Origin of the sequence: Arthrobacter sp. 'calajunan', from assembly GCF_046940185.1 — a bacterium.
Taxonomy (GTDB): Bacteria; Actinomycetota; Actinomycetes; order Actinomycetales; family Micrococcaceae; genus Glutamicibacter; species Glutamicibacter soli.
In genome coordinates this window covers 87,966-111,582 of record NZ_JBKZDY010000005.1, presented here as the reverse complement: position 1 = coordinate 111,582, position 23,617 = coordinate 87,966, and the positions used below count along the sequence as shown (strand labels likewise).

At 67.8% G+C, this 23,617-nt stretch carries 26 protein-coding genes and 1 pseudogene; 18 read left to right on the top strand and 9 right to left on the bottom strand.

Annotation, left to right across the window (positions count from 1 at the left end; all coding sequences use genetic code 11):
• The first annotated feature begins 56 nt into the window (after positions 1–56).
• The 6 genes and pseudogenes from RF641_RS09655 (at position 57) to RF641_RS09630 (ending at position 4,294) form a co-directional block, all read left to right on the top strand.
• Positions 57–899 carry a glycosyltransferase gene (locus RF641_RS09655; RefSeq protein ID WP_237562418.1) on the top strand — a complete coding sequence of 281 codons (843 nt, stop codon included), beginning with the start codon at positions 57–59 and terminating at the stop codon, positions 897–899.
• Positions 802–1,767 (top strand): endonuclease/exonuclease/phosphatase family protein, encoded by a 966-nt coding sequence (locus tag RF641_RS09650; RefSeq protein WP_424573071.1) that lies wholly within the window; start codon positions 802–804, stop codon positions 1,765–1,767. Before RF641_RS09655 ends, RF641_RS09650 begins: the two co-directional genes overlap by 98 nt.
• On the top strand, positions 1,760–2,347 hold the full coding sequence (locus RF641_RS09645) for a hypothetical protein (protein ID WP_113606517.1): 588 nt from the start codon (positions 1,760–1,762) through the stop codon (positions 2,345–2,347). Before RF641_RS09650 ends, RF641_RS09645 begins: the two co-directional genes overlap by 8 nt.
• A gap of 455 nt (positions 2,348–2,802) precedes the next feature.
• A complete protein-coding gene (locus RF641_RS09640) occupies positions 2,803–3,702 on the top strand; it encodes an RluA family pseudouridine synthase (RefSeq protein ID WP_424573070.1) in 900 nt (299 codons plus the stop codon).
• A 150-nt stretch (positions 3,703–3,852) separates the two neighbouring features.
• A pseudogene (locus tag RF641_RS09635) lies at positions 3,853–3,942 on the top strand (YtoQ family protein); the annotation flags it as partial.
• 103 nt (positions 3,943–4,045) lie between these two features.
• Positions 4,046–4,294, top strand: coding sequence for a YtoQ family protein (locus tag RF641_RS09630; protein ID WP_342352840.1), 249 nt, complete (start codon positions 4,046–4,048; stop codon positions 4,292–4,294).
• A 192-nt stretch (positions 4,295–4,486) separates the two neighbouring features.
• On the opposite strand, the gene RF641_RS09625 is transcribed toward RF641_RS09630, so the two are convergent.
• From RF641_RS09625 to RF641_RS09615, 3 genes are all read right to left on the bottom strand, one after another.
• Complete coding sequence (locus RF641_RS09625) at positions 4,487–4,957, bottom strand: FABP family protein (RefSeq protein WP_113606515.1); 471 nt, start codon at positions 4,955–4,957, stop codon at positions 4,487–4,489.
• 767 nt (positions 4,958–5,724) lie between these two features.
• Positions 5,725–6,693, bottom strand: coding sequence for a tocopherol cyclase family protein (locus tag RF641_RS09620; protein WP_424573069.1), 969 nt, complete (start codon positions 6,691–6,693; stop codon positions 5,725–5,727).
• 147 nt (positions 6,694–6,840) lie between these two features.
• On the bottom strand, positions 6,841–7,257 hold the full coding sequence (locus RF641_RS09615; protein ID WP_424573068.1) for a GNAT family N-acetyltransferase: 417 nt from the start codon (positions 7,255–7,257) through the stop codon (positions 6,841–6,843).
• 93 nt (positions 7,258–7,350) lie between these two features.
• Between RF641_RS09615 and RF641_RS09610 the strand changes: the two genes are divergently transcribed.
• Positions 7,351–8,196, top strand: coding sequence for a GNAT family N-acetyltransferase (locus RF641_RS09610; RefSeq protein ID WP_424573067.1), 846 nt, complete (start codon positions 7,351–7,353; stop codon positions 8,194–8,196).
• Positions 8,193–9,029 (top strand): MBL fold metallo-hydrolase, encoded by an 837-nt coding sequence (locus tag RF641_RS09605; protein WP_424573066.1) that lies wholly within the window; start codon positions 8,193–8,195, stop codon positions 9,027–9,029. The genes RF641_RS09610 and RF641_RS09605 overlap by 4 nt, the downstream gene beginning before the upstream one ends.
• A 24-nt stretch (positions 9,030–9,053) precedes the next feature.
• On the opposite strand, the gene RF641_RS09600 is transcribed toward RF641_RS09605, so the two are convergent.
• Positions 9,054–9,347, bottom strand: a complete 294-nt coding sequence (locus RF641_RS09600; RefSeq protein WP_161449800.1) for a DUF4287 domain-containing protein — start codon at positions 9,345–9,347, stop codon at positions 9,054–9,056.
• A 186-nt stretch (positions 9,348–9,533) separates the two neighbouring features.
• Here RF641_RS09600 and RF641_RS09595 point away from each other — a divergent pair, with 186 nt between their 5' ends.
• Positions 9,534–10,316 carry an alpha/beta fold hydrolase gene (locus tag RF641_RS09595; RefSeq protein ID WP_424573065.1) on the top strand — a complete coding sequence of 261 codons (783 nt, stop codon included), beginning with the start codon at positions 9,534–9,536 and terminating at the stop codon, positions 10,314–10,316.
• 37 nt (positions 10,317–10,353) lie between these two features.
• Here the strand turns inward: RF641_RS09595 and RF641_RS09590 are convergent, their stop codons facing one another.
• Positions 10,354–11,136 (bottom strand): alpha/beta fold hydrolase, encoded by a 783-nt coding sequence (locus tag RF641_RS09590; RefSeq protein WP_424573064.1) that lies wholly within the window; start codon positions 11,134–11,136, stop codon positions 10,354–10,356.
• A 47-nt stretch (positions 11,137–11,183) separates the two neighbouring features.
• Here RF641_RS09590 and RF641_RS09585 point away from each other — a divergent pair, with 47 nt between their 5' ends.
• The 4 genes from RF641_RS09585 to RF641_RS09570 all read left to right on the top strand — a co-directional run bounded on the left by RF641_RS09585 (position 11,184) and on the right by RF641_RS09570 (position 15,410).
• Complete coding sequence (locus RF641_RS09585; protein ID WP_424573063.1) at positions 11,184–12,518, top strand: condensation domain-containing protein; 1,335 nt, start codon at positions 11,184–11,186, stop codon at positions 12,516–12,518.
• Positions 12,519–12,606: 88 nt separating this feature from the next.
• Positions 12,607–13,902: a DUF1254 domain-containing protein gene (locus RF641_RS09580; protein WP_424573062.1), complete on the top strand. Its 1,296-nt coding sequence runs from the start codon at positions 12,607–12,609 to the stop codon at positions 13,900–13,902.
• Positions 13,903–14,149: 247 nt separating this feature from the next.
• Positions 14,150–14,272, top strand: coding sequence for a hypothetical protein (locus RF641_RS09575; RefSeq protein WP_424573061.1), 123 nt, complete (start codon positions 14,150–14,152; stop codon positions 14,270–14,272).
• Positions 14,273–14,324: 52 nt separating this feature from the next.
• The gene (locus RF641_RS09570; protein ID WP_120989183.1) at positions 14,325–15,410 is read left to right on the top strand and encodes a tellurite resistance/C4-dicarboxylate transporter family protein; all 1,086 of its coding nucleotides are present in this window, start codon (positions 14,325–14,327) and stop codon (positions 15,408–15,410) included.
• A gap of 25 nt (positions 15,411–15,435) precedes the next feature.
• Here the strand turns inward: RF641_RS09570 and RF641_RS09565 are convergent, their stop codons facing one another.
• From RF641_RS09565 to RF641_RS09555, 3 genes are all read right to left on the bottom strand, one after another.
• A complete protein-coding gene (locus RF641_RS09565) occupies positions 15,436–15,942 on the bottom strand; it encodes a mycothiol transferase (protein ID WP_424573060.1) in 507 nt (168 codons plus the stop codon).
• Positions 15,943–15,993: 51 nt separating this feature from the next.
• Positions 15,994–16,836, bottom strand: coding sequence for a DNA/RNA non-specific endonuclease (locus RF641_RS09560; RefSeq protein ID WP_053798471.1), 843 nt, complete (start codon positions 16,834–16,836; stop codon positions 15,994–15,996).
• Between the two features lie 286 nt (positions 16,837–17,122).
• On the bottom strand, positions 17,123–19,234 hold the full coding sequence (locus RF641_RS09555) for an oxidoreductase (protein ID WP_424573059.1): 2,112 nt from the start codon (positions 19,232–19,234) through the stop codon (positions 17,123–17,125).
• Between the two features lie 367 nt (positions 19,235–19,601).
• Here RF641_RS09555 and RF641_RS09550 point away from each other — a divergent pair, with 367 nt between their 5' ends.
• From RF641_RS09550 to RF641_RS09530, 5 genes are all read left to right on the top strand, one after another.
• On the top strand, positions 19,602–20,303 hold the full coding sequence (locus RF641_RS09550; protein WP_424573058.1) for a VOC family protein: 702 nt from the start codon (positions 19,602–19,604) through the stop codon (positions 20,301–20,303).
• Positions 20,304–20,432: 129 nt separating this feature from the next.
• Positions 20,433–21,164 (top strand): lysoplasmalogenase family protein, encoded by a 732-nt coding sequence (locus RF641_RS09545; protein WP_424573057.1) that lies wholly within the window; start codon positions 20,433–20,435, stop codon positions 21,162–21,164.
• A 57-nt stretch (positions 21,165–21,221) separates the two neighbouring features.
• The gene (locus tag RF641_RS09540; protein WP_424573056.1) at positions 21,222–22,037 is read left to right on the top strand and encodes an alpha/beta fold hydrolase; all 816 of its coding nucleotides are present in this window, start codon (positions 21,222–21,224) and stop codon (positions 22,035–22,037) included.
• A gap of 145 nt (positions 22,038–22,182) precedes the next feature.
• A complete protein-coding gene (locus RF641_RS09535; protein WP_424573055.1) occupies positions 22,183–22,647 on the top strand; it encodes a GNAT family N-acetyltransferase in 465 nt (154 codons plus the stop codon).
• Positions 22,648–22,651: 4 nt separating this feature from the next.
• Positions 22,652–23,083 (top strand): OsmC family protein, encoded by a 432-nt coding sequence (locus RF641_RS09530; protein WP_120989188.1) that lies wholly within the window; start codon positions 22,652–22,654, stop codon positions 23,081–23,083.
• Positions 23,084–23,283: 200 nt separating this feature from the next.
• Here the strand turns inward: RF641_RS09530 and RF641_RS09525 are convergent, their stop codons facing one another.
• Positions 23,284–23,580, bottom strand: coding sequence for a Fe-S cluster assembly protein HesB (locus tag RF641_RS09525; RefSeq protein ID WP_120989515.1), 297 nt, complete (start codon positions 23,578–23,580; stop codon positions 23,284–23,286).
• Positions 23,581–23,617: the final 37 nt, after the last annotated feature.

Genomic DNA, 23,617 nt, shown 5'->3' with positions numbered 1-23,617 from the left:
TCTGCTGGCATCCAGTTTGGGCGGCGCCGGATCGCGGAGACGATAGCCTAGGCTCCATGAACACAGTGCCACAGGATATGGACTATGAGATCACGGGTCGCCAGGCCGGACCGGCGGGGCGGTCCACGGTCTCGATAGTCATTCCCGTGAAAAACGACGGCCCCCTGCTGGCCCGGTGCCTTGCTGCACTCAAGGCCCAGACCCGCGCCGCCGACGAGATCGTCGTCGTGGACAACGCGTCGACCGATGATTCCGCGCAGGTGGCGCGCGACGCCGGTGCAGCAGTGGTGGCGTGTCCAGAGCCCGGTATCCCCGCGGCCAGCGCAGCGGGGTATGACCATGCCCGCTGCGAGATTATCCTGCGCCTGGATGCCGACTGCGTGCCTCCGGCGACCTGGGTGGAGGACATGGTGGACGCATTTGCCCGGAACCCGGGCACCGCGGCCTTGACCGGACCCGCGCGTTTCACCGACGGCCCCCGGGCGCTTCGCGCTCCCTTGGCCGCGGTCTACCTGGGGGTGTACGTGCTGGCCACGGCACCTGCCTTGGGCCATCGTCCGCTGTTCGGATCCAATATGGGGCTGCGTCGGGAAGCCTGGGCGCAGATTCGCACTGCGGCCCATCGCCGGGATCCCGAGCTTCATGACGATCTGGATCTTGCCTTCCATCTTGGAGCGAACCACAAAGTCGGCTATGTGAAGTCGTCGATGATGGGGGTGTCGATGCGCCCATTCTTCGACGCCCGCGCCTTCGCAAAACGCCTGCGCCGCGGCTTCCGAACCGTTCTAGTGCATTGGCCCGATGAATTCCCGCCCCGACGCTGGAAAAGGCTGCTCGGCGTCGACCGTGGAAATCACCCTCGGGACACGAGGAACGCCAGTGGTTCCCGCGTCGCCTGAGCGCGGACGCGGCTCCGGGCCCCGCCCTGCCAGCAGGCCATTCGCCGGGGAGATCGGTGTGGCGGATATCCATGTCATGAGTTGGAACATCAGGCGCCGTACCCGTTATGCACTGGGCCGGACAGCGGATCGATGGGATGTGAGGGCTCCTAGGATCAAGTCCCTGCTGCAGTCCGAGCGCCCGAGCCTGCTCGGCCTGCAGGAAGCCCTTCCTTCCCAGGTGGACTTCGTCCTGTCGGCGCTCGGCTCCGCCTACCGGTCGGTGGGCTACGGACGGAGCCGCCGGGGGCGCGGAGAACGCTGCCCGATCATCTTCGATGCGCAGCGCCTGGAACTGCTTTGCTGGGAACAACGTGCCCTGTCGGCGCGCCCCGACCGTCCCGGCTCGATCTCCTGGGGAAACCTCCTGCCGCGGATACTCGTTCAAGCGAGCTTCCGGGATCGGCGCACTGGACATTGCGTCCAGATGGTCAACACCCACCTGGACCACTTGTCGTCGGGCTCGCGACGACGCTCCGTGCACTGCATCGGCCAGCTGGTCGCGCAGAGTCCGGTTCCGGTTTTGGTGACCGGTGATTTTAATGCGGGGCTGGATGCCGCGGAAATGCAAGAGCTGTCGCGCACCTACGCTCTGCTCGACGCATCAGGCAGGGCACGGAGCTCCCTGGGCGCGGCGTGGGGGACGCTGGGGTCGTATCGTGTTCCGCGGACCGAGGGCCGCAAGCTGGATTGGATTCTTGTCTCGCCCGGGATTCTGGTCACCGCGGCAGGCGTCAACGGTCTGCGCTACCACGGGGGATGGGGGTCGGACCATCTGCCCGTGCAGGCGGTGCTCCGGCTGCCGGAACAGGAGCGGTGGAATGATTGAGAACTTCCTGCGCCGGCTCCATGGCCCGGCGGCCGTTGGCGCGGATGTCCTCAGGTGCCTTGCTGCACTGGGCGTCGTGGTGGCGGCGGTGGTGTACGGACCCACCGACGCGGCAATCCTGGCCTTCGCGCTGCCCGGATGCGTGGCACCGAGGTTCCTTGGAATGCGGCCGATCGCCGACGCCGCGATCGTGGTGATCCTGCAGGCCGCCGCGTGGAGCAACGTGCTCGACCTGTATGTGCGGATAGCGTGGTGGGATCTGGCCGTGCACTTTCTGGGCAACGGATCAATTGCCGTCATGCTCTATCTGGCGTTGACCCATGCCAAGGTGTTGCCCGATCCTCGTTCGCCGGCATTTTCCCCGCGCATGGGTGTCACGCTGGTGACCGCTCTGGGGCTTTCAGCCGGCGCCCTCTGGGAAATGATCGAATGGATAGGCCGCGAACTCGCCAGCAACGAGATCTATATCGCGTATGAAGACACTCTCTCGGACATGGCCGTAGGCGGCTTGGGCTCCGTGGTCGGGGGAGCACTGCTGGCTTGCTGCCCGCTGCTGCATCCCGAGGCCACCAGAGCATGAATCCCGTGGCCGTTATCCCTCCGAGCGCGATGGCCACGGCAGGCGGCGCGGTACGGCGGAAGCGGTGAACTTCACCGCAACGGCGAGCCCCAATGGTGCGTCATGGGCGGGACGCAGTGGTCCTGCGGTCATCGGTGTGGATGGGCCTGGCCGCACACGGGGAACTGTCGCCGGGGCCTCGGGGTGGCGCACCAGCTTCAGCGGACCCAGCACGGCCTTCGAGAACCAGAGGATTCTGATGTCCGTAGTTGAACGCGGTACCATGAAAGTTGGCCTTTTCGAGCCTTGCTGCATGGCCGCAACCGCTCGGATGCCGCCAGCGAATGACCCGCCGATAACGGCACCGCCGAGCCCCGAGAACCAACGGGACCAGCATATGGAGTGATTGTTTGCCTGGGACAGCTTTGCAGCCCCAACTCATGACACCGCGCGGATCAGGGAACCAGAGGATCGTCGTGGACAGCGAGCACGCTGGCCGACGATTGGACAAGTACCTCCGCTCCCAGTTCAAGCACGTGCCCGCGGGCCAGCTGTTCAAGCTGCTGCGTACCGGCAAGTTGCGTATCAACGGACGCAAGATCGACCAGACGTACCGCTTGGCCCAAGGAGACACCATCCAGATGCCGGTCCTGGACGCGGCGCCGGCAGAAGCCCGGGCGCCGCAGGTTCCTACCGCATTGCTCAAGAGCCTGGGCAATGCGGTGCTGTTCGAGGACAGGGACCTGTTGGTTGTCGACAAGCCAGCCGGCGTAGCGGTGCACAAGGGCACCGACGTCGCGGCCGGAGTGATCGAGGCCTTCCGCCAGCTGCGCCCCGAGCTGCCGCAGCTTGAACTGAGCCACCGGCTGGATCGGGATACCTCGGGGGTGCTGGTCCTGGCCAAGACCCCGAGCATGCTGCGTTACCTGCATGATTTGTTGCGCGACAGGGAAGCGGAGATTGAGCGGCACTACCTGGCCGTCGTCGCCGGCAGCTGGGACAGCAAGGCCACCGTGATACATGCGCCGCTGCAACGCCGGGAGGACAAGGTGGTTGTGGCGCCGTCCGGCCAGCGGGCCGAGACCCGGGTGAAGGTGCAGCGCCGTATCGGCAGGAACGCCAGCTTGCTCCAGGTCCAGTTGCTGACGGGTCGGAAGCACCAGATCAGGGTGCACCTGCAGCATTCGGGACACCCGATCGCGGGGGATGACCGTTACGGGAGCAAGGCCTTCAACCGCAAGGTCGCAGCAGCGGGCGGCAACGGGCTCTACCTGCATGCGGCCACAATGACCATTCCCAAGCCCGACGGGTCCACGCTGTCCATCGACGCGCCCATGCCGCAGCGATGGCGGCAGTTGCTGGCCTCGGGACTGTAGCCGGCGCACGGCCGAGGCAGCCGCCGCCCGGGCCGCTGAGATTGTTAAGGAGCGCTGTGGCCCCGAAGCGGAAATAGCGGATGCGGCCCATAGGATGAGGGATTCGAGGACCAACCGGGTCCGTCTGTCCCAGCGAAGGAGCCGTCGGCCATGAGTTTCACTGTTTATCTGTCGGGAGAGATCCACACCGATTGGCGTGATGAGATCCAGCGCGGCGCCGAGGCCGCAGGCCTGGACATCGTTTTCACCGCTCCGGTCACGGACCACCCGGCCAGCGACGCCGCCGGCGACCACCTGGGGGGAGACCTCCAGCTAGTTCTGGCGCGACCATCAGTCATCCAAGATCAACGCCATCCGTACCCGCACCCTGATCGAGAAGAGCGACTTCGTGGTGGTGCGCTTCGGAGACAAGTACAAGCAGTGGAACGCGGCCTTCGACGCCGGGTATTGCGCCGCGCTGGGCAAGCCCTATGTGGCCTTGCACGATGAAGACATCGTGCACCCGCTCAAGGAGGTCGACGCCGGCGCCCAGGGATGGTGCAAGACCACCGGCCAGGTCGTGGAGACCCTGCGCTACGTGCTGCAGGCTTAGGCCTTCACGAAGGCCCGAAGCAGCGGTTTCCACGGCAGCTTCCACGCGATGACGCCGATGCAGCGGCATCCCGCCATCACTGGGGCACCGCAAACCAAGTGCCCGCCCTCCCCGCGGAATTCCCCGGGGACAGCGGACACCTGGCCACGCAAGCATGAGCCGGCAACAGCTCCTGAAGCCGGGCGGACCCTGTCAGACCCGGTGCATCACGGATTTCAAGTGGTGCGTCATGGGCACGCCAACCGCCGCCATCGCGAAATGGGTGGTCAGGACGTCGCCGGCGAGTTCGATCCGCCGTTCGGTGCCATCTACCTGCTTGGCGCTCGCCGAGTTGGAGACTCGTGATGCCAGCTCGCAGGTGAATCCGTCGGCCGTCGCCGCGAGGGGGCCTTCGGCCAGCTCTGCCTGCCCGGTGGGCTGTGCCAGCACGAACTCCACGGAGGATCCGTCGACAAGGCGCAGGTACCCGGTTTCGGTGTGCATGGGCGCACCGGCGGGGGACCAGGTGCGTTGCATGTAGTGGAGGAACGGCTTTCCCACGTCCGAGAACGTCACTTCTTCGGTGTACGCAAAGGGGTCGATAGTCGGGTATTCGCCAGCCCCTTCGCCTCGCCACGTGCCGATGAGACCGGCGACTGCCGACAGACCAGGGTGCAGTGTCATTGCTGGTTCCTCTCCAGATGATTAGTACTTTGCACATTACCGTCTCAGGATCTTTTGCGTGTTGCCGCAGAACAGATCTAGGATTTGCCGGTCCGATAGGTTTTCAGCATCGAGATTGGAAGGCAGGACATGATGCAGACCGGCCAGGAACCGCGGCCAGCGCGCGCTATCTTGGATACCTTTGGCCGGGTTCCTCTCCACAGGAGTGCTTCTCGCCGTCGTCTTCGATCTGCTTCCACTTCTCATTCTGGGGGTTTCAGCCTTGACGATCGGCATTGTCACCGGTGAATACCCCGCCGGAGGCGGGATAGCCGACGACGGAACCTTCCCGAGCATCGATCCGCACTGTGGATGGCCTGGATTCCGGTGGGGCTGTATGCGCTGTGGTCTCTCGTCTCGTTTCCACGGCCGCTGACCCGCCATCGCTTCAAGCGGGGCAGCATGCTCAGCAGCGGGTTTCTTGTCTTTGCCGCAACAGCCGCACGCGTGGCCGGATTCGTCGGCAGCGATCGTTTTCCCGACGGAGGCACACATTGGATCTTTGTCGCGATCCTGTGCGCTGCAGGCGTTGTTCAGCTCAGGATGATTCTGGGTTGGCTGCGGGCGCTGCCGAAGAGTTGGCGCGTCGGCGCCGATCAGCGTTGCCAGGTCCGCCACCGGCCGGCTGCTGCCGGCTCTCCAACGACGGCACCTGGTGCCCGGTCGCACTATCCCCGGCTGGGGTTCCGTGCACCGTCACGAGCACAGGCGCCTCGGCCCGCGGGGAGTCACCGCTCGCGCTGCACAGGCGGAGCTGAGGGGAGCGTATCGTCCAGCCCGCGCCGGCGAAGTTCCTGCCGGGCCCGTGCCAGCCCGCCATGTTCCAGCGCGGCCAGCGCGGTGCTGCCTTCCCAGACCAGCAGCCCATGGCGGCGCACGGTCACTTTCAGCTCACCGGCCAGATGCACCAGGTCTCCGGGGACATTGCGGTGCTCGCTGGGCAGCGGCACGGGCAGCACGAACGCCGCATCGAGCGGGGCGGAGGCTTCGATATCGATGCGCCAACCGTAGCCGCGGCCGGACAGCTGCCAATGCTCGTCGCCGGTGCGCGTGGCCACCGGGCTGATCAGCGGGTTGCCCAGGCGGATGACCCGGGCATCGGGCAAGCGGACAACCAGTCCGGTGACCTCGGTGCGCAGCGGCCCGGCGGTGACCAGGCCTCCGGCGAACGCGACGCAGGCCAGCGGATCCGCGAAGCCCTGGGTCTGGCCCCACCACCAGGAGTCCGGGAAGCCTTCGCGCCCCCAGTTCTTCTCCGCGTACACCTGCGCATTCTCGAACTCCCACACGGAATCGCCCAGAGCCGCGGTGCCGCAGGCCCTGCCGCCCAGCAGCCACGGGTGCCAGTACTGGTTCAGGCCCGGCACCATCTGGAATACGCTGGAACCGCCCAGCGCACGGTGCGGCCAGGGCAGCGGATCGCGGATCTCCATGTCGAGTCCGGCGCCGGGGCCCAGATCGAGGTGCAGGCGCTGACCGGTGGCGTTGAAAGCCCGCAGGTCCGCGCCGGCCCGGACGCCCAGCCGGTCCGGAGCGGTCCAGGCCCCGTCGATGGCGGCGGTCCGCAGGAATCCGCTGGGCCAGGCCGCCAGGCCCAGGGTGGCCCACGGCCCGTCGGGCCCCTGGTTGGCTCCGCACAGCGCGATGACCACGCGCCCGGTGTCCGGGTCGGTGATGCGCCAGAAATAGCCCTCCATCGCGACACCGTGGTGCGCACGGAGGGGATGTCCGAACAGCGGATCGGCTCCCGTGGAGCGGTACCGGCGAAGCAGGCCCATGGCCCAGTACAACACAGCCGCATCGCAGCTGTCGACGCAATGTTGTCGCGGCCATGCCGGCGGCGGTCAGCCGAACCTGACGAACGCCCTGGTGGGATGTTCCAGGTCGCGGATTTCGCTGAAGCCCATGGACCGGTAGAAAGCCAGCTGGCGCGGTTCGTCGTCGGTGATCAGGAACTTCTGCCGGACCTCCTCGTAGGGAAGGAACGCCAGGCGGAACAGCTCGCTGCCAACCCCGGCGCGCTGGTACTCCGGCGCCACCAACAGGTCCTGCAGGTAGGCGATGGTCAGTCCGTCGCCGACGATGCGCGCCAGGCCGACCAGGCGGCCCGCCGCGCGCGCGGTGACCACCGACAGCGATGCGGCGATCGCCGCTTCGAGCCGTTGCGGGTCCTGCGTGTAGGAGGTCCATCCGACCGCGTCGTACAGGGCCAGCAGTTCATCGCGCGCCGGCAGCCGGCCGGATTCGTAGGTGATCGTCATGGTCCCATCCTCGCCGGCCGACTCCCGTGGCGCCACCGAAGGGCACGCAGGGCGGCGGCAGACAAGGGCCGGGGGCATCGGTAGGCTGGGGCCATGAGCATGCAGTCGTGGAGATACGCGGCGTCGCGGAATGCCGACGGCGAGGGGAACATCAGCTGGAACGTCCGCGAGCTGTACGAGTCCGACCCCGGCAAGCCTCCGGCGTACACCGCCAACGCCATGGGACCGTTCGGGGAAACCTTGCAGGAACTGCGGCACGACCTGCGGCTGATGTACGCCGACGTGCTGCGGGAGGACCTGCCGATCCTGGACCTGACCGGCGCGGAGCCGGTGCTGGTGGCCGCGGCGCCGCAGGCAGAAGCGCCAGGCAGCGGACGCGGCGGGGCCGGGCAGGATCCCGCGGGGGAGGCGCAGGCTAGCCTGCGGCGGCTGCGGGCCTCCGACGCGGGGGACGTGCTGCGTGCCTTCGCAGCGGGCACGGGCATGGAACGGCAGGGGTCCGTGGGCTCGCTCCGGGAAGCTGAGCGCTATGTGGCGGCGCTGCTGGAACCGGGCTCGAACCGGCATCCGTGGGCCGTCGTTCTCCAGGACCGGCTGGTGGGCCTGGTGTGCGTGAACGCCGATGCGGCCAATCGCAGCGGCTGGTTCTGGTACTGGATGGCTTCCGAAACACGCGGCCGCGGGTGGACCAGCCGGGCCGCGGCGGCCGTCGCGAACTGGGCGTTGACCGCCCTGGAGCTTGAACGGCTGGAGCTGGGCCATAGGGTGGACAACCCGGCTTCCGGCGGCGTGGCCCGGGCCGCCGGATTCATCCGCGAGGGAACCGAACGGGCCAAGTTCCCCATCGACGGGCGGCGCATCGACGTGGCCACCTACGGCCGATTGGCCACCGACCCCTGGCCGGGCGTTGCCGGACTGGCCTTCAGCGAGGAAGCATGAGCGGCGGTGGCTGGTGGGAGGTCGGCCCCGGGGTCTTCCAGCGGCGCTACGACCCGCTGGATGTCTCGGTAGGAGCGGTCCTCGGGCCGCACGGGGCGACGCTCATCGATACCCGCAACAATCCCGCCGAGGCGCGGGAAATCATGCACGACGTCGCGCGGCGCTTCGGGCAGCCGGTCGTGGCGGTGGTGAACACCCATGCGCACTACGACCACACCTTCGGCAACCAGGTCTTCGCCCGGGCCGGCATCCCGATCTACGGCCACTACCTGATCCCGCGGCACTTCGAGCAGTTTGAAGGGCCCCGGCTGGACCTCGTGCGCGAGCGGCCCGACCTCGAGCCGGAGATGTCCTGGAGCCAGGTGGAACTGACTCCGCCCACCGCGCTGCTGGACTCCGCGCAGGTCGTGCGTCCAGGGGGACGCGAACTAGAGCTGCTGCCGCTGGGCCCGGGGCATACCGATACCGACCTTGCCATCCGCATTCCGGATGCCGGGGTGTGGTTTCTGGGGGACGTCATCGAGGAATCCGGGCCGCCGATGTTCGGCTCGGGATCCTATCCCTTGGGCTGGCCGCTGGTGCTGGAATCTCTGGCCGAACGCATCCAGGACACCGAGGTGCTGGTGCCCGGGCACGGGGCGCCCGTGGACCGCGCATTCCTGGTCGACCAGGCTGGCAGATTCAGCGCATTGGCGGCGGTGTTGTCGCAGGCGCACGCCGCGGGTGCGACGCTGCAGGAGATCGAGTTCGGCCAAGCCCTGAGGGGCTACTGGCCGGAGGAATTCCTGAAGGAAGCCGCCGCCGACGCGTATCGGCAATTGTCGGGTTCCTAGCCGGGGCCGGTGGCGGCGCGGCCGTCAGCCTTCCGGCTTGGTGGCGATGCCGTCCAGCCAGAGCGTCTCGGAGTCGTCGCGGTGCACCGAATCCGAGCCGACGTGTTTGGAGCTGATCGTCGGGCCGTTCTGGATGACGTAGACCAGCGCCATCCCGTGGCCCCGTCCCAGCTGGTACTCGTCCTTGAGCCACGCCAGGATCTCGCCGGCCTTCACCCCCGGCTGGTCCAGGCCCTTGGCCGCGGCGAGCTCGACGAGCTGCCGGGGAGTGAGCCCGGTCTTTTTCTCGATGGTGTCCAAATAGGCCTGGAACGACATGCGCTGATCCTTTGAACGAAGTGGCTGATGGTCACATTTTGCACGCGGGTCGGGCCCTTCGGCAAGCGGCCGCGGCAGCTCCCTCCGGCAGCTCCCTCCGGCTGGCCCAAGGCCGGAGGCTGGACGGCGGCCGAAGAACGGCGGACGGCCGTTGTCCACGGCGGCCGGCGGGCGCACCATGGGCCAATGGATATTCCCACGCGAACCACCGTGGTGCACTACGCCGAACACGGATCCGGGGTGCCGGTGCTCGTTCTCCACGGCGGCGGCGTCGACCACCGCGAACCGCAGGCCTGCTTCGAGCCGGCCTTCGACGGCGTGCCGGGGTATCGGCGCATCTATCCTGACCTGCCCGGGATGGGGCGAACCGCAGCCGGGCCGGAAATCGGGGGCGCCGAGGATGTGCTGGAGGTCCTGCTCGACTTCGCGGACCGGGCCAGCGGCGGGGCCCCCTACCTGCTGGCCGGCCATTCCGCCGGGGCCTACTACGCGCGGGCGATGGCGTTGGCCGCGCCGCAGCGGGTCGCTGGATTGGCTCTGGTCTGCCCGTTGCTGCCGGGCGATGCCGAGGTTCCCGAGCACCGGGTCCTGGTGCCCGGGGTCCAGAGCGAAGACCGAGGTTTCACGCAGTATTTCGTCCTCCACACCCGCGGCATGCTGGAACGCTATGAGCGCTTCGTGGCGCCCGGAACGCAACTGGCCGATGCGCAGGCCATGGAACGGATCGGCCGGCATTGGGAGCTGGTCGCTGCGGCGCCTTCCACCTACGAGCCGCCGACGTTGCTGGTGGCCGGGCGGCAGGATTCGACCGTCGGGTTCGCCGGCACGATGCGCGCCGCCGCGGATTTTCCGAACTCCACGCTGGCGGTTCTCGATGGGGCCGGGCACGCCCTGCCCCATGAACAGCCGCTGCTGCTGCGGGCGCTGCTGGTTGACTGGCTTGCCCGGACACGGCGCGGCGCAGGCTGATCCGGGACCCGTGCGACGCGGCATGGACCGCCGGCGTTCAGCCGGCCCGCCGGGCGACGTCCCGCGCCAGCAGCTGGGGCCAGTCCGCCACCTGTTGCGGTGTCGCGACCACCTGCAGCTCGGCATGGGGCAGGATGCCCGCCAGCGCCTGCGCGGTGGACAGCGGATGTCCCGGGTCGCCGGTCCAGGCCAGGATCGTGGTCGGGACCGCGACCCGCGCCAGCTGCGCGGCCGACGGCAGGTCGCTCAGGGCGGCGCCGCGGTAGATCGAGGGCAGCAGCTCCTCGGCCACGTGGGGGAGCACCTGCGGGTTGTCCGCCGCGGCCGGCGGCCGCGGGGATTCAGGGCCGCGCGCAAAATACTCCTGCAGCCCCAGCGCCTCGATGCCCTCGGCCGTGCGCCGGTAGGATTCGGCCTGCGCGGGACGGGTCTGCCAGGCCGTGGGCGGGAGCATCAGCGTGAATCCGCTGAAGCGCTCCGGTTGGCGCACCGCCGCATGCAGCAGGGTGCCGGTGCCCATGGAGGGGCCGACCCCGTGGACCTGTTCGCCGGGAAACCAATAGTCCAGCAGGCGCAGCAGGTCATCGGCCAGCGCCGGCCACAGGTAGTCCTCCGGCACCGGGCGCCCGGTGGAATGGCCGTGGCCGCGGGCGTCGTAGCGCAGCAGCCGCGTGCCGGACAGGGCCCGGCCCAAATCCAGGTTCAGCAGCCGGTCATGGGAGCGGCTGGAGGTCAGGCCGTGCAGCTGCACCACGGGGTGACCGGCCTCGTCGCTGAACGCCCAGGCGATCCGCGCATTCGGCACGTGGAATTCATGCATCCGCGGCTCCGCTCTGTTCCGGTGGCTTAGCGAATATGATACGTGGTATGCGACTGACCCACATCCAGTATCTGCGCCTGCCGTTCGGCCCGCTGCTCAGCTACGACCTGGACGTGGGCGCGGTGGGGGACCGGCTGCCGGTGTCTTTCGACCAGGCCCGGCACGTGGGGGAAGGCGACCGGCCGGGCTCGTGGATGGCGCTGTCCTTCCGGCTGCCCGGACCCGTGCCGCGCGGCGAGCTCGCGGCCGCCTGGGAGCATGTCGTGGCCCGGCACGGGACGCTGCGCACGGTCTTCACCCCCGGGCCCAGCGGAGACGCCGATCCCGCCGGCGCGCAGCTGCACCAGGTGCGGTTCGGGCCCGGCGCGTGGATCGAGCACCGGGTGGAGCCCGGCGAAACCATGCATGCAGCGGTGCAGCGGGTGCTGGATGCCAGCTGCGCGCCCTTCGAGCGGCCCGCGCACCGGTTGTGCCTGATCGAGACCGCGGACGGCCCGGCGCTGGTGATCGGATCGGACCACTCCCACGTGGACATGTGGTCCATGCTCGTGCTCGCACGGGACCTGGTCGCCGCGCTGGAAGCCATCGGCGCGGGGGCGGAGCCCAGGGTGGAACCGGCCCCGGATTTCACCGACCACACCCGGTCCCTGGCGCGGCAGGCCCCCGCCCCGGACGGGGTGCGCCGGCGCTGGGCGCAGCTGATCGAGGCCGGCGGCGGGGCCATGCCGCGCTTCGGGCTTCCGCTGGGGGATCCGAGTCCGCAGCCCGAACGCGTGGAGGTGCGCGACGTGCTCGGCACCGCGGCCCTGGCCGACTTCTCCGCGCAGGCCAAGGCGGCCGGGGTGTCAACGCTGGCGCTCAGCGTGGCGATGATGACCGAGACCACCGCCGCGCTGGCCGGGGAACCGCTGCGCGCGGTGTTCCCGGTGCACAGCCGCACCGAGCCGCGCTGGTTCGATGCGGTGGGCTGGTTCATCACCAACTCGGTGCTTGAATCCGCGGACCCGGACCCGCGCGCCTGCGCCGCCGCGGTGAAGGAGGCCATCGCGCTGGGCTCCTGGCCGCTGGCGCCGCTGATGGAACCCTTCGGCGGGATGCCGCAGGCGCCGGGCATGTTCGCGGTGTCCTGGCTGGACCTGCGCAGGCTGCCGGTGCAGCTGCCGGCCACCGTGCTGGAGCCGCAGTATGTCAGCGCCGCGATCCGCACCGACTCGGTGATGCTCTGGTTCATCCTGGACGAGGCCGGGGTGCACCTGCGCTGCCGCTACCCGGATACCGGCCAGGCCCGGAGGAACGTGGGCGCCTGGCTGGACGACCTGGTCGCGCGCATGCGCCGCCGGGCCGCAATGCCGGGCGCAGCACCGCCAATCATCAACGATTGAGGATGCGCCCGGGCGCCCGGCGGGGCAGACTGGGGGGGCAATGATGCCGGACCGCGGGTCCGGCGCGCCGCCTGAAAGGACCGCTCCCATGAGCCCACGCCGTGAGGAACTGCTCGCTTCCTACCTTTACGCCTTCCCGCTGGTCTTCAACCTGGAGCAGGTGGCCCGCTATGTGGCCACCGGCGTCGGCAAGAATCCCGCCGCGCCGTGGAACACCTTCAGCCACGCCCGGTCGCTGGCCGGTCCCGAGGACACCTTCGTGACCATCAACAACGACACGATCTACTCCATGGCGCAGCTGGACCTGGGCGTCGGACCGATCCTGCTTCAGGTGCCGGAGGCCGCCGGCCGCTACTACGTGCTGCAGTTCGTCAGCGCCTGGACTGACAACTTCGCGTATGTCGGGCACCGCGCCACCGGAACCGGCGCCGGGCGCTACCTGCTGGTGCCCCCGGGCTGGGAGGGCCAGGCCCCGGACGACGCGGTGGTGGTGCGGGTGCCCACGCGCGTCGCCAGCATCGTCGGACGCTGGGCGGTGGACAACGAGGCGGATCTTCCCGCAGCGCATGCGCTGCAGGATGCCACGACGCTTACGCCGCTGGATGCCGCCGCGGTGCCGGCCGGGCTGCCCCCGGTCCCCGAGACCGGTGCGCCGGCGCTGGACTTCTGGGCGAAGTTCCGCGCCTGGAGCCGGGAGTTCGCCCCGGCGCCGCGCGATGGGCAGCTGCAGCGCGGCGCCCTGCAGCTGGCCGAGGCCGGGGAGGAGCAGCTGGAGCAGGCCTTCGCCGCCGGCCGTGCCGCGCTGGATGAGCTGCTGGCCTCCGGGGGCGGAAACGCGGTGGTCAACGGCTGGAACCTGGCCTACCATTCCTTCGACTACAACCTTGACTACTTCGAAGTCGGTTCGCTGGACGAGGACCGCTACAAAATCGCCGATCCGCAGCGCCGCATCGCCCAGCGCGCGGGAGCCGCGTTGGGCGGGCTGTGGGGCAACCAGGCCTTCGAGGCCGCCTACACGGCCACCTACGTGGACCAGGACGACCAGCCGCTCACCGGTGCGCACAGCTACCGGCTGCACCTGGACCCGACCCCGCCGGTGGGCGCCTTCTGGTCGCTGACCATGTACGACGTGCCCAACTACTTCCTGGTGGAAAACCCCATCGACCGCTACTCGCTGGGCGACCGCACCGAAGGGCTGCAATTCGAGCCGGACGGGTCGCTGGTCATCCACCTCTCCCACCGGGAGCCGGCCGATGCGAGGGATCGCGCCAACTGGCTGCCGACGCCGGCCGGCGCCTTCCGACCGGTGCTGCGCATGTACGAGCCGGATCCGCGGATCCTGAAGCAGGACTACGTGTTCCCGGCGATCACCCGGATCGGCTAGGAGCGCATCCAGGATGCCCGCCGGGGGCTCGCCTCCTTGGCGCCCCCGGCTTAAACTGGCACCCATGAGCGAGAATGCACACCCTGCGGGGGACGCGCAGCCCGGCAACGGCGACCGGTGCCGGGTCGCGGCCGGAACCCACAAGGGAAAAGCGGAACCGTGGAGGACCTGAACACCAGCAAGACCGGTGCGCTCACCCTCACGGTGCGCCAGGAGGACGGCACGCGCTTCAAGACGCTGGCCCGGAATGTTGTTGTCGAAAGGCGGCACCCTGCCGACGGTTGAGGAACGCGCCGCCGACCTCGCCCGGCAGCACGCATCCGGGCGGCTGGAGGAGCTCTCCGCCGCGCCGCTGCGGCACCGGCGCTAGCGGGCTCGAAAAGGCTCTGTTGCGCGGGGCGTGCGCGTCGTAGGCTGGGCTCATGAGTCCCGACGCAGCGGCAGAATCGACCAGGCACCGGCCCCGGACCCCGGGTGCGGGCGGCGCACTGGAGCACCTCGCCCCGGGATACTTCGCGCTGGTCATGGGCACCGGCATCGTCTCGATCGGCCTGCACGAGGTCGGGGCCCGGGTGCCGTCGCTGGTGCTGCTGGTGATCGCCGCGGCATCCTACGCGGTGCTCTGGGTGCTGTACATCTGGCGGGCGGCGGCCTGCCGCACGGCCATGCTGCACGATCTGCGCAGCCCCGAAGCGGCCTTCGCCTACTTCACCGTGGTGGCGGGCACCGACGTGCTGGCGGTGCGGCTGGCCGCCGAGGGGCTGCTGCGGGTCGCCGCTCCGCTGGTGCTCTTCGCCGCGGCGCTGTGGTTCGTGTTCGGCTACGTGCTGCCCTGGCAGGTGCTGATGACCCGCGACGGCGAGCCGATCCTGGCGCGCACCAACGGCACCTGGTTCATCTGGGCAGTGGCCAGCCAGTCGCTGGCGATCGGCCTGAGCGTGGTCGAACCGGCCGCCGGGGTGCCCGGGGACGTCGTCGGGCTGCTGGCGGTGCTGTCCTGGTCGGTGGGCGTGGCGCTGTACGCGGGGATCGCGGTGCTGGTGCTGCTGCGCATTGTGCACTTCGGCATCACCCCGCAGCAGTTCGAGCCGCCCTACTGGGTGGCCATGGGCGCGATGGCGATCGCGGTGGTGGCCGGCACCAAGATCGTGCAGATGGACTCCACCCCGATGATCGACGCGACCCGGGTGCTGATCGCCTCCACCGTGGCGGTGTTCTGGAGCTTCTGCCTGTGGCTGATCCCGATGCTGATCGGCGCCGGGGTCTGGCGCCACCTGGTGCGCAAGGTGCCGCTGGGCTACACGCCGGCGCTGTGGTCCATCGTGTTCCCGGTGGGAATGTTCGCGGTGGCCTCGCTGAACCTTGGCCGCGTGGACCAGCTGCCAATGGTGGAGGCGATCGGGCACGGCGCGCTGGCGGTCGCGGTGATCGTCTGGGCGCTGGTGTTCACCGCGATGCTCCGCCACCTGCTGCTGGTATGGATCCGCGGGAGCCGGCGCGCCGCCTAGCCTCGTGCCGTCAAGCCTCGCGGCGTCAGGCTTGGTCTGCGGTGAGCGCACCGGCCGCGTAGGCCGCCTGCCCGACGTGGGCGATGGCGTCGTCCACGATGGACACCAGCCGCACCCCGCGGGTGACCTCCGGAGTCCAGCGCCAGTCCACGATCTCGTCGAGCTCCTCGGCGCCCAAGCGCTCCGCGTAGTCGCCCAGCGCGGTCAGCGAGGCGTCCACGTATTCCAGCAGCAGCTCCTGGTCATCCACCCGGATGGCCTGCGCCTGGGCGGGGGTGTGGCCGTAGCCCATGCCGTCGCCGGCCTCGCCGAGGTTGAAGCGGTCGCGGTAGCGGTGCCACAGCTGCTCCTTGCCCGACAGCGCCGCCAGCTGGATGTCCACCTCGCGCCCGGTGTGCCACAGCAGCCAGGCCACCGAGTTGGGGTGGCCGCCGGGATGCGCGTTCAGCTGCTCGACGCTCAGCGCCGGCAGGCTGCGGGCGGCGTCGATGGGACGGTGGGCCATGCCGGTGAGGATCTCGTTGATGTTCATGCTCGCCATTCTGCTTGATGCACCCGCCCCCGTGCCAGCCCCCGGGGCAAGTCACCACCGGATGCCGGACACCGAGTCGAGCGGGGCCCGGTGCTCAGCTTCCGCCAGGACCAGGTCGTCGGCCTGGTGCACGGCGGCCGGGAAATCGAGCCCGGTGCGCTCCTCCAGCTCGGCGACGGAGATCTGGTAGACCCGGAATTCGTCCAGCGCCATGAATACGCGCAGCCGGTCCAGGTCTTGGGTGAGCATGAAAGCCCTGGCCTTGAGCTGCCCCTCGTGCTCGAAGAGGATCAGCTTCCAGTACTCGGTGGGGATCTGGTAGCCGCGGTAGCGCTGGCCGGTGGCGGCGAAGACCGGGCCGCCGAATACGCTGCAGCGCAGCTTGTCCAGCTCGACGTCCTCGTAGAGCGCGTTCTCCAACCGGCCCCAGAGCCCTGCCTGCCGCGACTGGTTGAAGTCGTCCATCTGCGGGGTGATGTTCGTGAAGTAGAAGGAGTCCTTGTTGGCCTGGGTCGCTTCGCGCTTCGTGCCCCAGGTGAGGTCGGCGCGCCGGGCGAGGTGGCCGCGGTCCAGGTGGTTGTCCGTATACAGGTCGTTGCCGGCCTGGAACTCCTCGGGGACTCGTGGGTCCTTGGCGAAGCTGATCCCGGTGCGCGAGAGCAGCTTGATCTTGGTGCCGTCGATATTCCACGCGACCCAGCGGGCAAGTTTCTGCGTGCCGCTCAGCGTCAGCGAGAAGTGCGTGTAATTGATGACCGGAGACCCGTTGACCTCGACGGAATCAGCGGGGATCTCGGGTTTCGTTGTCGGGTAGTCGATGCGCGTGGCGAGGAACGTGCGGCTGAATCCCGAGCGCGAAGCAACGGCGCTTGCGCGGGTCTGGGTGGCATCCATGGTCTCCTCCTGCACGGGGTATCAGGTGCTGTTGCAGCACGTGGTAGCTACAGGTTAAACCCGCATCGCCAATGACTCCAGAGGGTCATTTAACCCGTTCCTGGCCTGTGGTGAGGCGGGGAAATGGCGCAGGGATTCCGCGCTTGCGAGCCGGGGTGCCGTCGGTTGGTATACCCGGTCGCGGCGGGGGATCTCGCGGCCGGCCGCCGGCCGGTCCGGGGGAACGGGAAAACCCGCCGCGGCATCTGCCGCGACGGGTTCTCGCGTGCTGCTCCGGGTGCCGGGCCTAGAGGGAAACGGTGGCTTCCCAGGCCGAGTGCATGGCGCCATGGATGTAGTTCACGGCGCCTGCATCGCCGACCACGTCGACGCTGAAACCAGCGCCGCGCAGCTCGTCGGCGACCGGTGCGGCAGAGGTGGTGCCGTCCGCGTAGACCACCATGTCGGCCGGGGCGCTGAAGGCCTCGCCCGCGACGGTGAACTCAACGGTCTTCTCGGTGATGCGGTCCACGGTGGCGTTGCGGTGGATCTTCACGCCGTGGGCCAGATTGTCCTTGACTGCGGTCCAGCGGCGAGGCATGGCCAGCGGCAGGCCCAGCGCCTGCTTCTCATGGACCAAGGTGACCTTGCGGCCGCGCTCGGCGAGGAACTCTGCGAGCTCCAGGCCCACCAGCGAACCGCCGATGACCACAACGTTCTTGCCCATCGGCAGCCAGAACTTGGTGAACTGGCGGACGAACTCAGGGGACTTGGTCAAACCCGACAGGCGGCCCATCTTGCCCATGGTGCTCAGCACCAGGCCGGCTTCGGCGGCGGAGGCGGTGCCCAGCATCATGGCGCGCAGGGTGTCGCCGGTCTGCACGTTCGGCAGATCGCCGCCTGGCATGTCGGGCTTCGGGCGCACCGCGCCGGTGGCGACGATGACGTGGTCCGGGTTCAGCGCGCGGATGGTTTCCAGGGTGGCGGGGGTGTTCAGCTTGATGGCAACACGCAGGCGCTTGAGCTCGGACTTCAGCCAGCGCAGCAGGCGCTCGTTGTCCGGGGTGGTCATGGTGGAGAACCACATGGTGCCGCCCAGGCGGTCGGCCTTGTCGATCAGGGTGACGCGGTGGCCGCGTTCGGTCAGCACGCGGGCAGACTCCATGCCCGATGGGCCCGAGCCGACAACCACGATGTGCTTGGCGGCGCTGGCCGGCTTCAACGGCAGCAGCTTCTCGTTGCCCAGCGCAGGGTTCACTGCGCAGAACGGGGTGTCGTCGAAGAAGTTCTCTCCCACGCACAGGTAGCAGTTGATGCACGGGCGGACCTGGTCGAACTTGCCTTCGCGCAGCTTGTTCGGCAGTTCCGGGTCGGCCAGCAGCTGGCGGCCCATGGCGGCGAAGTCGACCTTGTTGGAGGCGATGGCCTGCTCGGAGATCTCCGGAAGCATGCGGCCCACGGCGATGACAGGGATAGACACATGCTTCTTGATTTCGGCGGCGTTTTCCAGGTAGGCGCCGACCTTGTTCGGCAGCGGGCCGTCGGTGAAGTTGTCGAACGGGTTGCGACCCCAGCCGGTGACGTGGATGGCGTCCGCGCCAGCTGCTTCGAACATCTTGGAGGCTTCGATGGACTCCGGAAGGCTCAGCGCGCCGTCCTGCCCGTATTCCTCGCCGGCCACGCGGACCAGGATGGCGATCTTGTCGCCCACGCGTTCCTTGACCGCGGCGATGACCTCGCAGGCCAAGCGGGCGCGGTTCTCCAGCGGGCCGCCGTATTCGTCGGTGCGCTTGTTATCGCGCTGGTTCAGGAAAACGCCCAGGATGTAGCCGTGGGCCACGTGGATCTCGATGGCATCGGCCCCGCCCTTGGCGACGCGCTCGGCGGCGTCGGCCCAGGAGGTGATCAGCCAGTCGATATCTTCCTTGGTCATCTCGTGGTAGCTGATCTGCTTGCCCGCGGTGGCCGCGCCCATCTTGGCGAGCTCCTCCGGGGTACAGTCGGCCAGCGCGTCCATGGAGTAGCGGTAGTCCGGCTCGTTCGGGGCGAAGACCGGGCGGTCGTTGGCGGTGTCCACGCGCGCGACCTTGCCGTGGTGGGTGGACTGGACGCACAGCTTGGAGCCGGCTGCGTGGATCGCGTCGGCCAGCGCCTTGATGCCCGGGATGTACTTGTCATCCGAGAGGCCTGGCTCCTTCATCGACGCGGCGCCGTAAGGGAAGGCGATAGCGCAGGCACCGGTGATGATCAGGCCCGCGCCGCCAGCGGCGCGGGATGCGTAGTGATCGATTTCGGACTGTTCGATCTCGCCGCCCTCGGACACGTTCATGTCCATGGCTGGCAAAACAATCCGGTTCGGGGTAGTCATCGGACCGATGCGGCCCTCTGACATCAGGTGTGGAAATGTCTTGGTGCTCATGCAAGTATCGTACGACTGAATTAATCATGAAAAAGCATGTCAGAAGCCGAAAAATGACCCCAAAAACACGGATTAAATTCAGCGCTTTATGCTTGGATCCAAGTCAGCCGATGGTTCGCGCGGATTCAGGGAAATAAGCAGGGTGCATTTCGTCCTGCAGAACTACCGTTTTACCTTTGACTAAGTCAACGAAATTTAGGGGAATTTCTTTGTTTTCCATTGACTAAGGTCACATTCTTTAGAATTTCCTGTCCCTTGCCGAATGATCCCCAGACGTTTTGGGTCTCCGGTCGCGGGACCGCCAACCGCCGAAAAATTTCGTTCAGATTTCTCTCGCCGCCCGGTGCCGGGCAGATAGGGTATACCCATGTTTTTGGAGAACATCGTTTTCGACGCCGCCGACCCCAGGGCCGCAGGCCTGTACTGGCAGGACTTGTTGGGATGCGAGCAGCTCACCGACACCGAGGAAGGCTTCGAGACCAGGTGGGCGGTCCCCAGCGGTCCGGTGTTCGATTTGTGTTTCCCGCGCGTGGAGCCGGTCCGGCGCTCGCGCCAGCGTGTGGTCCTTGGCCTGGTGGCTGCAGGTCTGCCGGATTCCGGTGATGCTGCGGAAGGCACCGTGCACAGTGATCCGGAAGGCAACACGTTCACCCTCGCTGGAGGGTCCCCGAGGCAAATCCAGGAAGCGCCGCTGCAGCTGCGGACTATCAGGCTGGAATCGAGCGATCCGGGGCGCGACACTCAATTCTGGGCGGGCCTGTCCGGGTGGCAGATCGACCAGCCCGGCAAGTTGACGGCGCTGCGCCATCCCACCGGCCAAGGCCCGCGACTGGAATTCGTTGCCGAATCCGAGGCCAAGGGCAAGGGTGAGAAGAACCCTGTGCACCTCGATCTTCGGCTGGAATCCGGTGATGACCCTCTGGTTGTTGCGGAACGGATCGCCGCGGCCGGCGGCCGCGAACTGCCTTCGCAGTGGGGCTCGCTGCCGTGGCGCATTTACCAAGATCCCTCGGGCAACGAGTTCTGCGTGCTACCGGCTCCCGGCGCTGCGCAGGAAGAAAGTGATTGACGCCCCACGCGGAGGGCAACCCGGGTATTGCTCCGGTTAGCCATGCTGGCTAGTGTCTTCCCCAAGGCCGGTGCCGTGCTTGGCATGTGAACAGACGGTCCGTAAACCAGTTTCACGAGCGGGGGAGCGATGGGCATCGACGGGGTTCGTCTGGGACCGGGGCATGGCACGCACGCCGGCCCATTGGCGCGGGTGTTCCTGGCCTTGCTGCTGGCGGTTTCGCTGATCCACCTGGTGTCGCAGCTGCTCGCCCCGGGGCAGCTGCTCGGTGAGGTCACTCAGGTTCTGCTGATGCCGATGCTCGGCGGGTACGTTCTCGGCTGCACGCCGGCTCCTCGGAGCAGCCTGGTCAGGCTGGCGCTGGTCGCGGTGTTCTTCTCCTGGCTTGGGGATTCGATCCCTCGGGTGCTTCATGGAGATCCGGGATTCCTGAGCATGGTCGGATCCTTCCTGATGGCGCAGGTTTTCTATATCGTGCTCCTGCGCCGGTGGTGGCGCAGCTCGGTGCTCCGCCGCCCGGTCTGGCTGCTGCCGTATCTGCTGGTGCTCGCTGGGCTGGTGGTGCTGTGCGCCCCGTCGGCCGACGCGCTGCTGGTGCCGGTAATCGTCTACGGGCTGGCGCTGGTGACGATGGCGGTGCTCTCGACCGGGACCGGGTTGAAGGGCGGCCTGGGCGGGGCAATTTTCTTCTTCTCCGACTCGCTGATCGCGTTGCGCTCGTTCACCGACATCGATGTTCCGGCCCAGGACTTCTGGATCATGCTCACCTACATTCTTGGACAGTTTCTGCTGGTGAGCGCTATTTTGGACAAGGACAACGCGGCCATCGGAGCCGCGAGGCAACAAGCCGCCGGACGATGATCCGTTCGAGGCCCGCGCCGAGATGACGCCCCAGCCTCGAAGGAATGGCCCCTGAGCATGAACCAGCACCACATTGACGGCGTGCAGAAAGTTGCCGGCCACGGGATCCCGTTGGTGCTGGTTCACGGGCACGGGGTCGACCACCGGATTCTCCTGGCGCTGGACGAGGTGCTGGCGGCGACCGGCATATTCCAGCGGATCTACGTTGACCTTCCCGGCATGGGAGGCACTGCTGCGCTGGATGGCGCCGCCGGCCTGCCGGAGATCGCCGATTGGCTTCAGCAGCTGATCCGTCGGCAGTGCGGGGACCGGCCATTCGCGATGATCGGCAACTCGCTCGGGTCGCTGCTGGCCCAGGAGATGGGCGACCGCTTCGGCGCCCAGGTGATGGGCATCGCCATGCTGGCGCCCTTGGTGTATCTGGCGCATTCGCAGCGGACCGTGCCTCCGCGGGAAATCCTGCTGCAGGATCCCGAGCTGCTGGCCGGGCTGCCGGCGCAGGATGCCGACCATTACAAACAGATGTCGGTGCTCCAGACCGTGGAGAACTGGCAACGCTTCCGCGCCCATGCACTGCCCGGGATCCGCGCGGTGAACCTGCGTTCGCTGGCCAAGCTGTCCAAGCGCTACTTCCTGGACGAGCTGCCGGTCGAGCGCACCGGACAGCTGCGCTGCCCGGTGCTGATGCTGTGCGGGAAACATGACCACGTCACCGGTTTCGCCGATCCGCGCAGGCTCGCGGCGAGGTATCCATCGGCCGAAATCGTTGTTGTTCCTGCGGCGGGGCACAACGTGCACCTTGACCAACCAGATATTGTGGCAGAGGAAATTACCGGCTGGGCCAAGGCGGTTTCTGCCTTCGCTGTGTCGTGAGTTGTGACAGTCCGAGATCCCCGGGCCCGCTTTTACGGCGCAGATGAGTCGTTACTTGTTACCTATCCGTGCTTCTCTGTGGCATCTCACAAGGAGAAAATAACGAGACAACACGCGGAGTATTCCGCAGCTGGGAGGAGTGGCAATGTCTGAGATGCTCGTTCTTCGCAATTGGACCAGCGTGGAGGAAGTCCCTGAACTCCTGGATGTCTGGCGCAACTCGGTGGAGGGAGGACGCGACTTCCTCTCGGCCGCCGATGTGGACGCCGTCGCCAACGCCCTCGAAGCGGTCTACTCCCAGCGCGTCTCGGTGAGGATCGCCCAGCTGGGCCAGGAGATCGTCGGTTTCGCCGCCTGGAGCCAAACGCAGATCGAGCTCTTATGGGTGCGCCACCACGACCGCCACCACGGCGTGGGCAGCGCGCTGCTGAAGGACATCCTCACGCTGTGCCCGGCGACCTGCATCCAGATCAATGGGCAGAACGCGAGCACCCTGTCGTTTTTCCTCGACCACGGTTTCGAGGTTGAAAGGGAAGCCGAGCACACCGACCCGCTGGCCCGGATCCAGCTGCGCCATGTCCAGCTTTCCGCCCCGGACGTGTCACGATAGATCCATGAGCGAAAACACCCGTGAACTGCGTGAAGTCAAAGTCGAACGAGTCGAGTCCAGGAAGTACCGGGCGACCAGCGCCGAGAGCGGCGCCAGTTTGGAGTTCGGCCAGGGCGAGGGGCTGCTGACCCCGGTGGAGCTGCTGCTGGCGGCCATCGCCGGCTGCTCGGCCATTGACGTCGACGTGGCCACCACCCGGCGCAGCGAACCGGAGAAGTTCGAGGTCGCCGCCAGCGGCTACAAGCTAAATGAGGACGGCGCCGGGCGCATGGACGACATCACGATGTCTTTCGACCTGAAGTTCCCCGACACCGACGAGGGCCGCAAGGCCGCCGGCATGGTCGAGCGCATCGTGAAGCTCTCCCATGACAAGTACTGCACGGTCTCGCGCACCGTAGAGCTGGGGGCCAAGGTCGCCAGCGAGATCGTCGACTAGCGGACATCCAACCGCGGCGGGAAGCCGGCAGGGAGCCGGCGCGTCACTACGCCGCATCACAACATAGCCAACATGCAACTGCCCGGTGCAGCGGCTCTGGATGCGGATTCGGGAAGACCGGATCCGCACGAGCGCTGCCCGGGCAGTTGCGCGTGCGCCGCCGCGCCGGGGACCAGCCCCAGGTTGCGGATGGCGCAAGCCTAACGCTGGGCCAGGACCTGGAAGGTGATGGTTCCCTCGGCATCCACGTTCGCGTCGAGCACCTTGTCATCCAGGGCGTCGGTGACCAGCTCGTCGAGGAAGACGGGGCTGCCCTCGCCCTGGATCACCTGGTCCGCCGGCTGCGGGCCGTCGACGACCCGCACGGCGAAACGCTCGGTCTGCTGGCCGTCGGTCTCCTCGGCGGGCTGGATGCGGAGCCCCGCCTCGGTGTCCTCCGTCTGGTTGGTGACCAGCGAGGTCACGATCGCATCGGCCTGATCGGTCAGTGTCAGCACTGTGTTCTCCTTCCGGTTGCGGTGCCGCCCGGTTCCG

Bases quoted from the DNA above. Each gene is read 5' to 3' on its own strand.
- RF641_RS09535 (WP_424573055.1), top strand. From the start codon at position 22,183: ATGTCTGAGATGCTCGTTCTTCGCAATTGGACCAGCGTGGAGGAAGTC.
- RF641_RS09540 (WP_424573056.1), top strand. From the start codon at position 21,222: ATGAACCAGCACCACATTGACGGCGTGCAGAAAGTTGCCGGCCACGGG.
- RF641_RS09655 (WP_237562418.1), top strand. From the start codon at position 57: ATGAACACAGTGCCACAGGATATGGACTATGAGATCACGGGTCGCCAG.
- RF641_RS09645 (WP_113606517.1), top strand. From the start codon at position 1,760: ATGATTGAGAACTTCCTGCGCCGGCTCCATGGCCCGGCGGCCGTTGGC.
- RF641_RS09575 (WP_424573061.1), top strand. From the start codon at position 14,150: ATGTTGTTGTCGAAAGGCGGCACCCTGCCGACGGTTGAGGAACGCGCC.
- RF641_RS09555 (WP_424573059.1), bottom strand. From the start codon at position 19,234: ATGAGCACCAAGACATTTCCACACCTGATGTCAGAGGGCCGCATCGGT.
- RF641_RS09590 (WP_424573064.1), bottom strand. From the start codon at position 11,136: ATGCATGAATTCCACGTGCCGAATGCGCGGATCGCCTGGGCGTTCAGC.
- RF641_RS09550 (WP_424573058.1), top strand. From the start codon at position 19,602: ATGTTTTTGGAGAACATCGTTTTCGACGCCGCCGACCCCAGGGCCGCA.
- RF641_RS09600 (WP_161449800.1), bottom strand. From the start codon at position 9,347: ATGTCGTTCCAGGCCTATTTGGACACCATCGAGAAAAAGACCGGGCTC.
- RF641_RS09545 (WP_424573057.1), top strand. From the start codon at position 20,433: ATGGGCATCGACGGGGTTCGTCTGGGACCGGGGCATGGCACGCACGCC.
- RF641_RS09565 (WP_424573060.1), bottom strand. From the start codon at position 15,942: ATGAACATCAACGAGATCCTCACCGGCATGGCCCACCGTCCCATCGAC.
- RF641_RS09615 (WP_424573068.1), bottom strand. From the start codon at position 7,257: ATGACGATCACCTACGAATCCGGCCGGCTGCCGGCGCGCGATGAACTG.
- RF641_RS09650 (WP_424573071.1), top strand. From the start codon at position 802: ATGAATTCCCGCCCCGACGCTGGAAAAGGCTGCTCGGCGTCGACCGTG.
- RF641_RS09585 (WP_424573063.1), top strand. From the start codon at position 11,184: ATGCGACTGACCCACATCCAGTATCTGCGCCTGCCGTTCGGCCCGCTG.
- RF641_RS09625 (WP_113606515.1), bottom strand. From the start codon at position 4,957: ATGACACTGCACCCTGGTCTGTCGGCAGTCGCCGGTCTCATCGGCACG.
- RF641_RS09610 (WP_424573067.1), top strand. From the start codon at position 7,351: ATGAGCATGCAGTCGTGGAGATACGCGGCGTCGCGGAATGCCGACGGC.
- RF641_RS09570 (WP_120989183.1), top strand. From the start codon at position 14,325: ATGAGTCCCGACGCAGCGGCAGAATCGACCAGGCACCGGCCCCGGACC.
- RF641_RS09620 (WP_424573069.1), bottom strand. From the start codon at position 6,693: ATGGAGGGCTATTTCTGGCGCATCACCGACCCGGACACCGGGCGCGTG.
- RF641_RS09560 (WP_053798471.1), bottom strand. From the start codon at position 16,836: ATGGATGCCACCCAGACCCGCGCAAGCGCCGTTGCTTCGCGCTCGGGA.
- RF641_RS09580 (WP_424573062.1), top strand. From the start codon at position 12,607: ATGAGCCCACGCCGTGAGGAACTGCTCGCTTCCTACCTTTACGCCTTC.
- RF641_RS09530 (WP_120989188.1), top strand. From the start codon at position 22,652: ATGAGCGAAAACACCCGTGAACTGCGTGAAGTCAAAGTCGAACGAGTC.
- RF641_RS09605 (WP_424573066.1), top strand. From the start codon at position 8,193: ATGAGCGGCGGTGGCTGGTGGGAGGTCGGCCCCGGGGTCTTCCAGCGG.
- RF641_RS09595 (WP_424573065.1), top strand. From the start codon at position 9,534: ATGGATATTCCCACGCGAACCACCGTGGTGCACTACGCCGAACACGGA.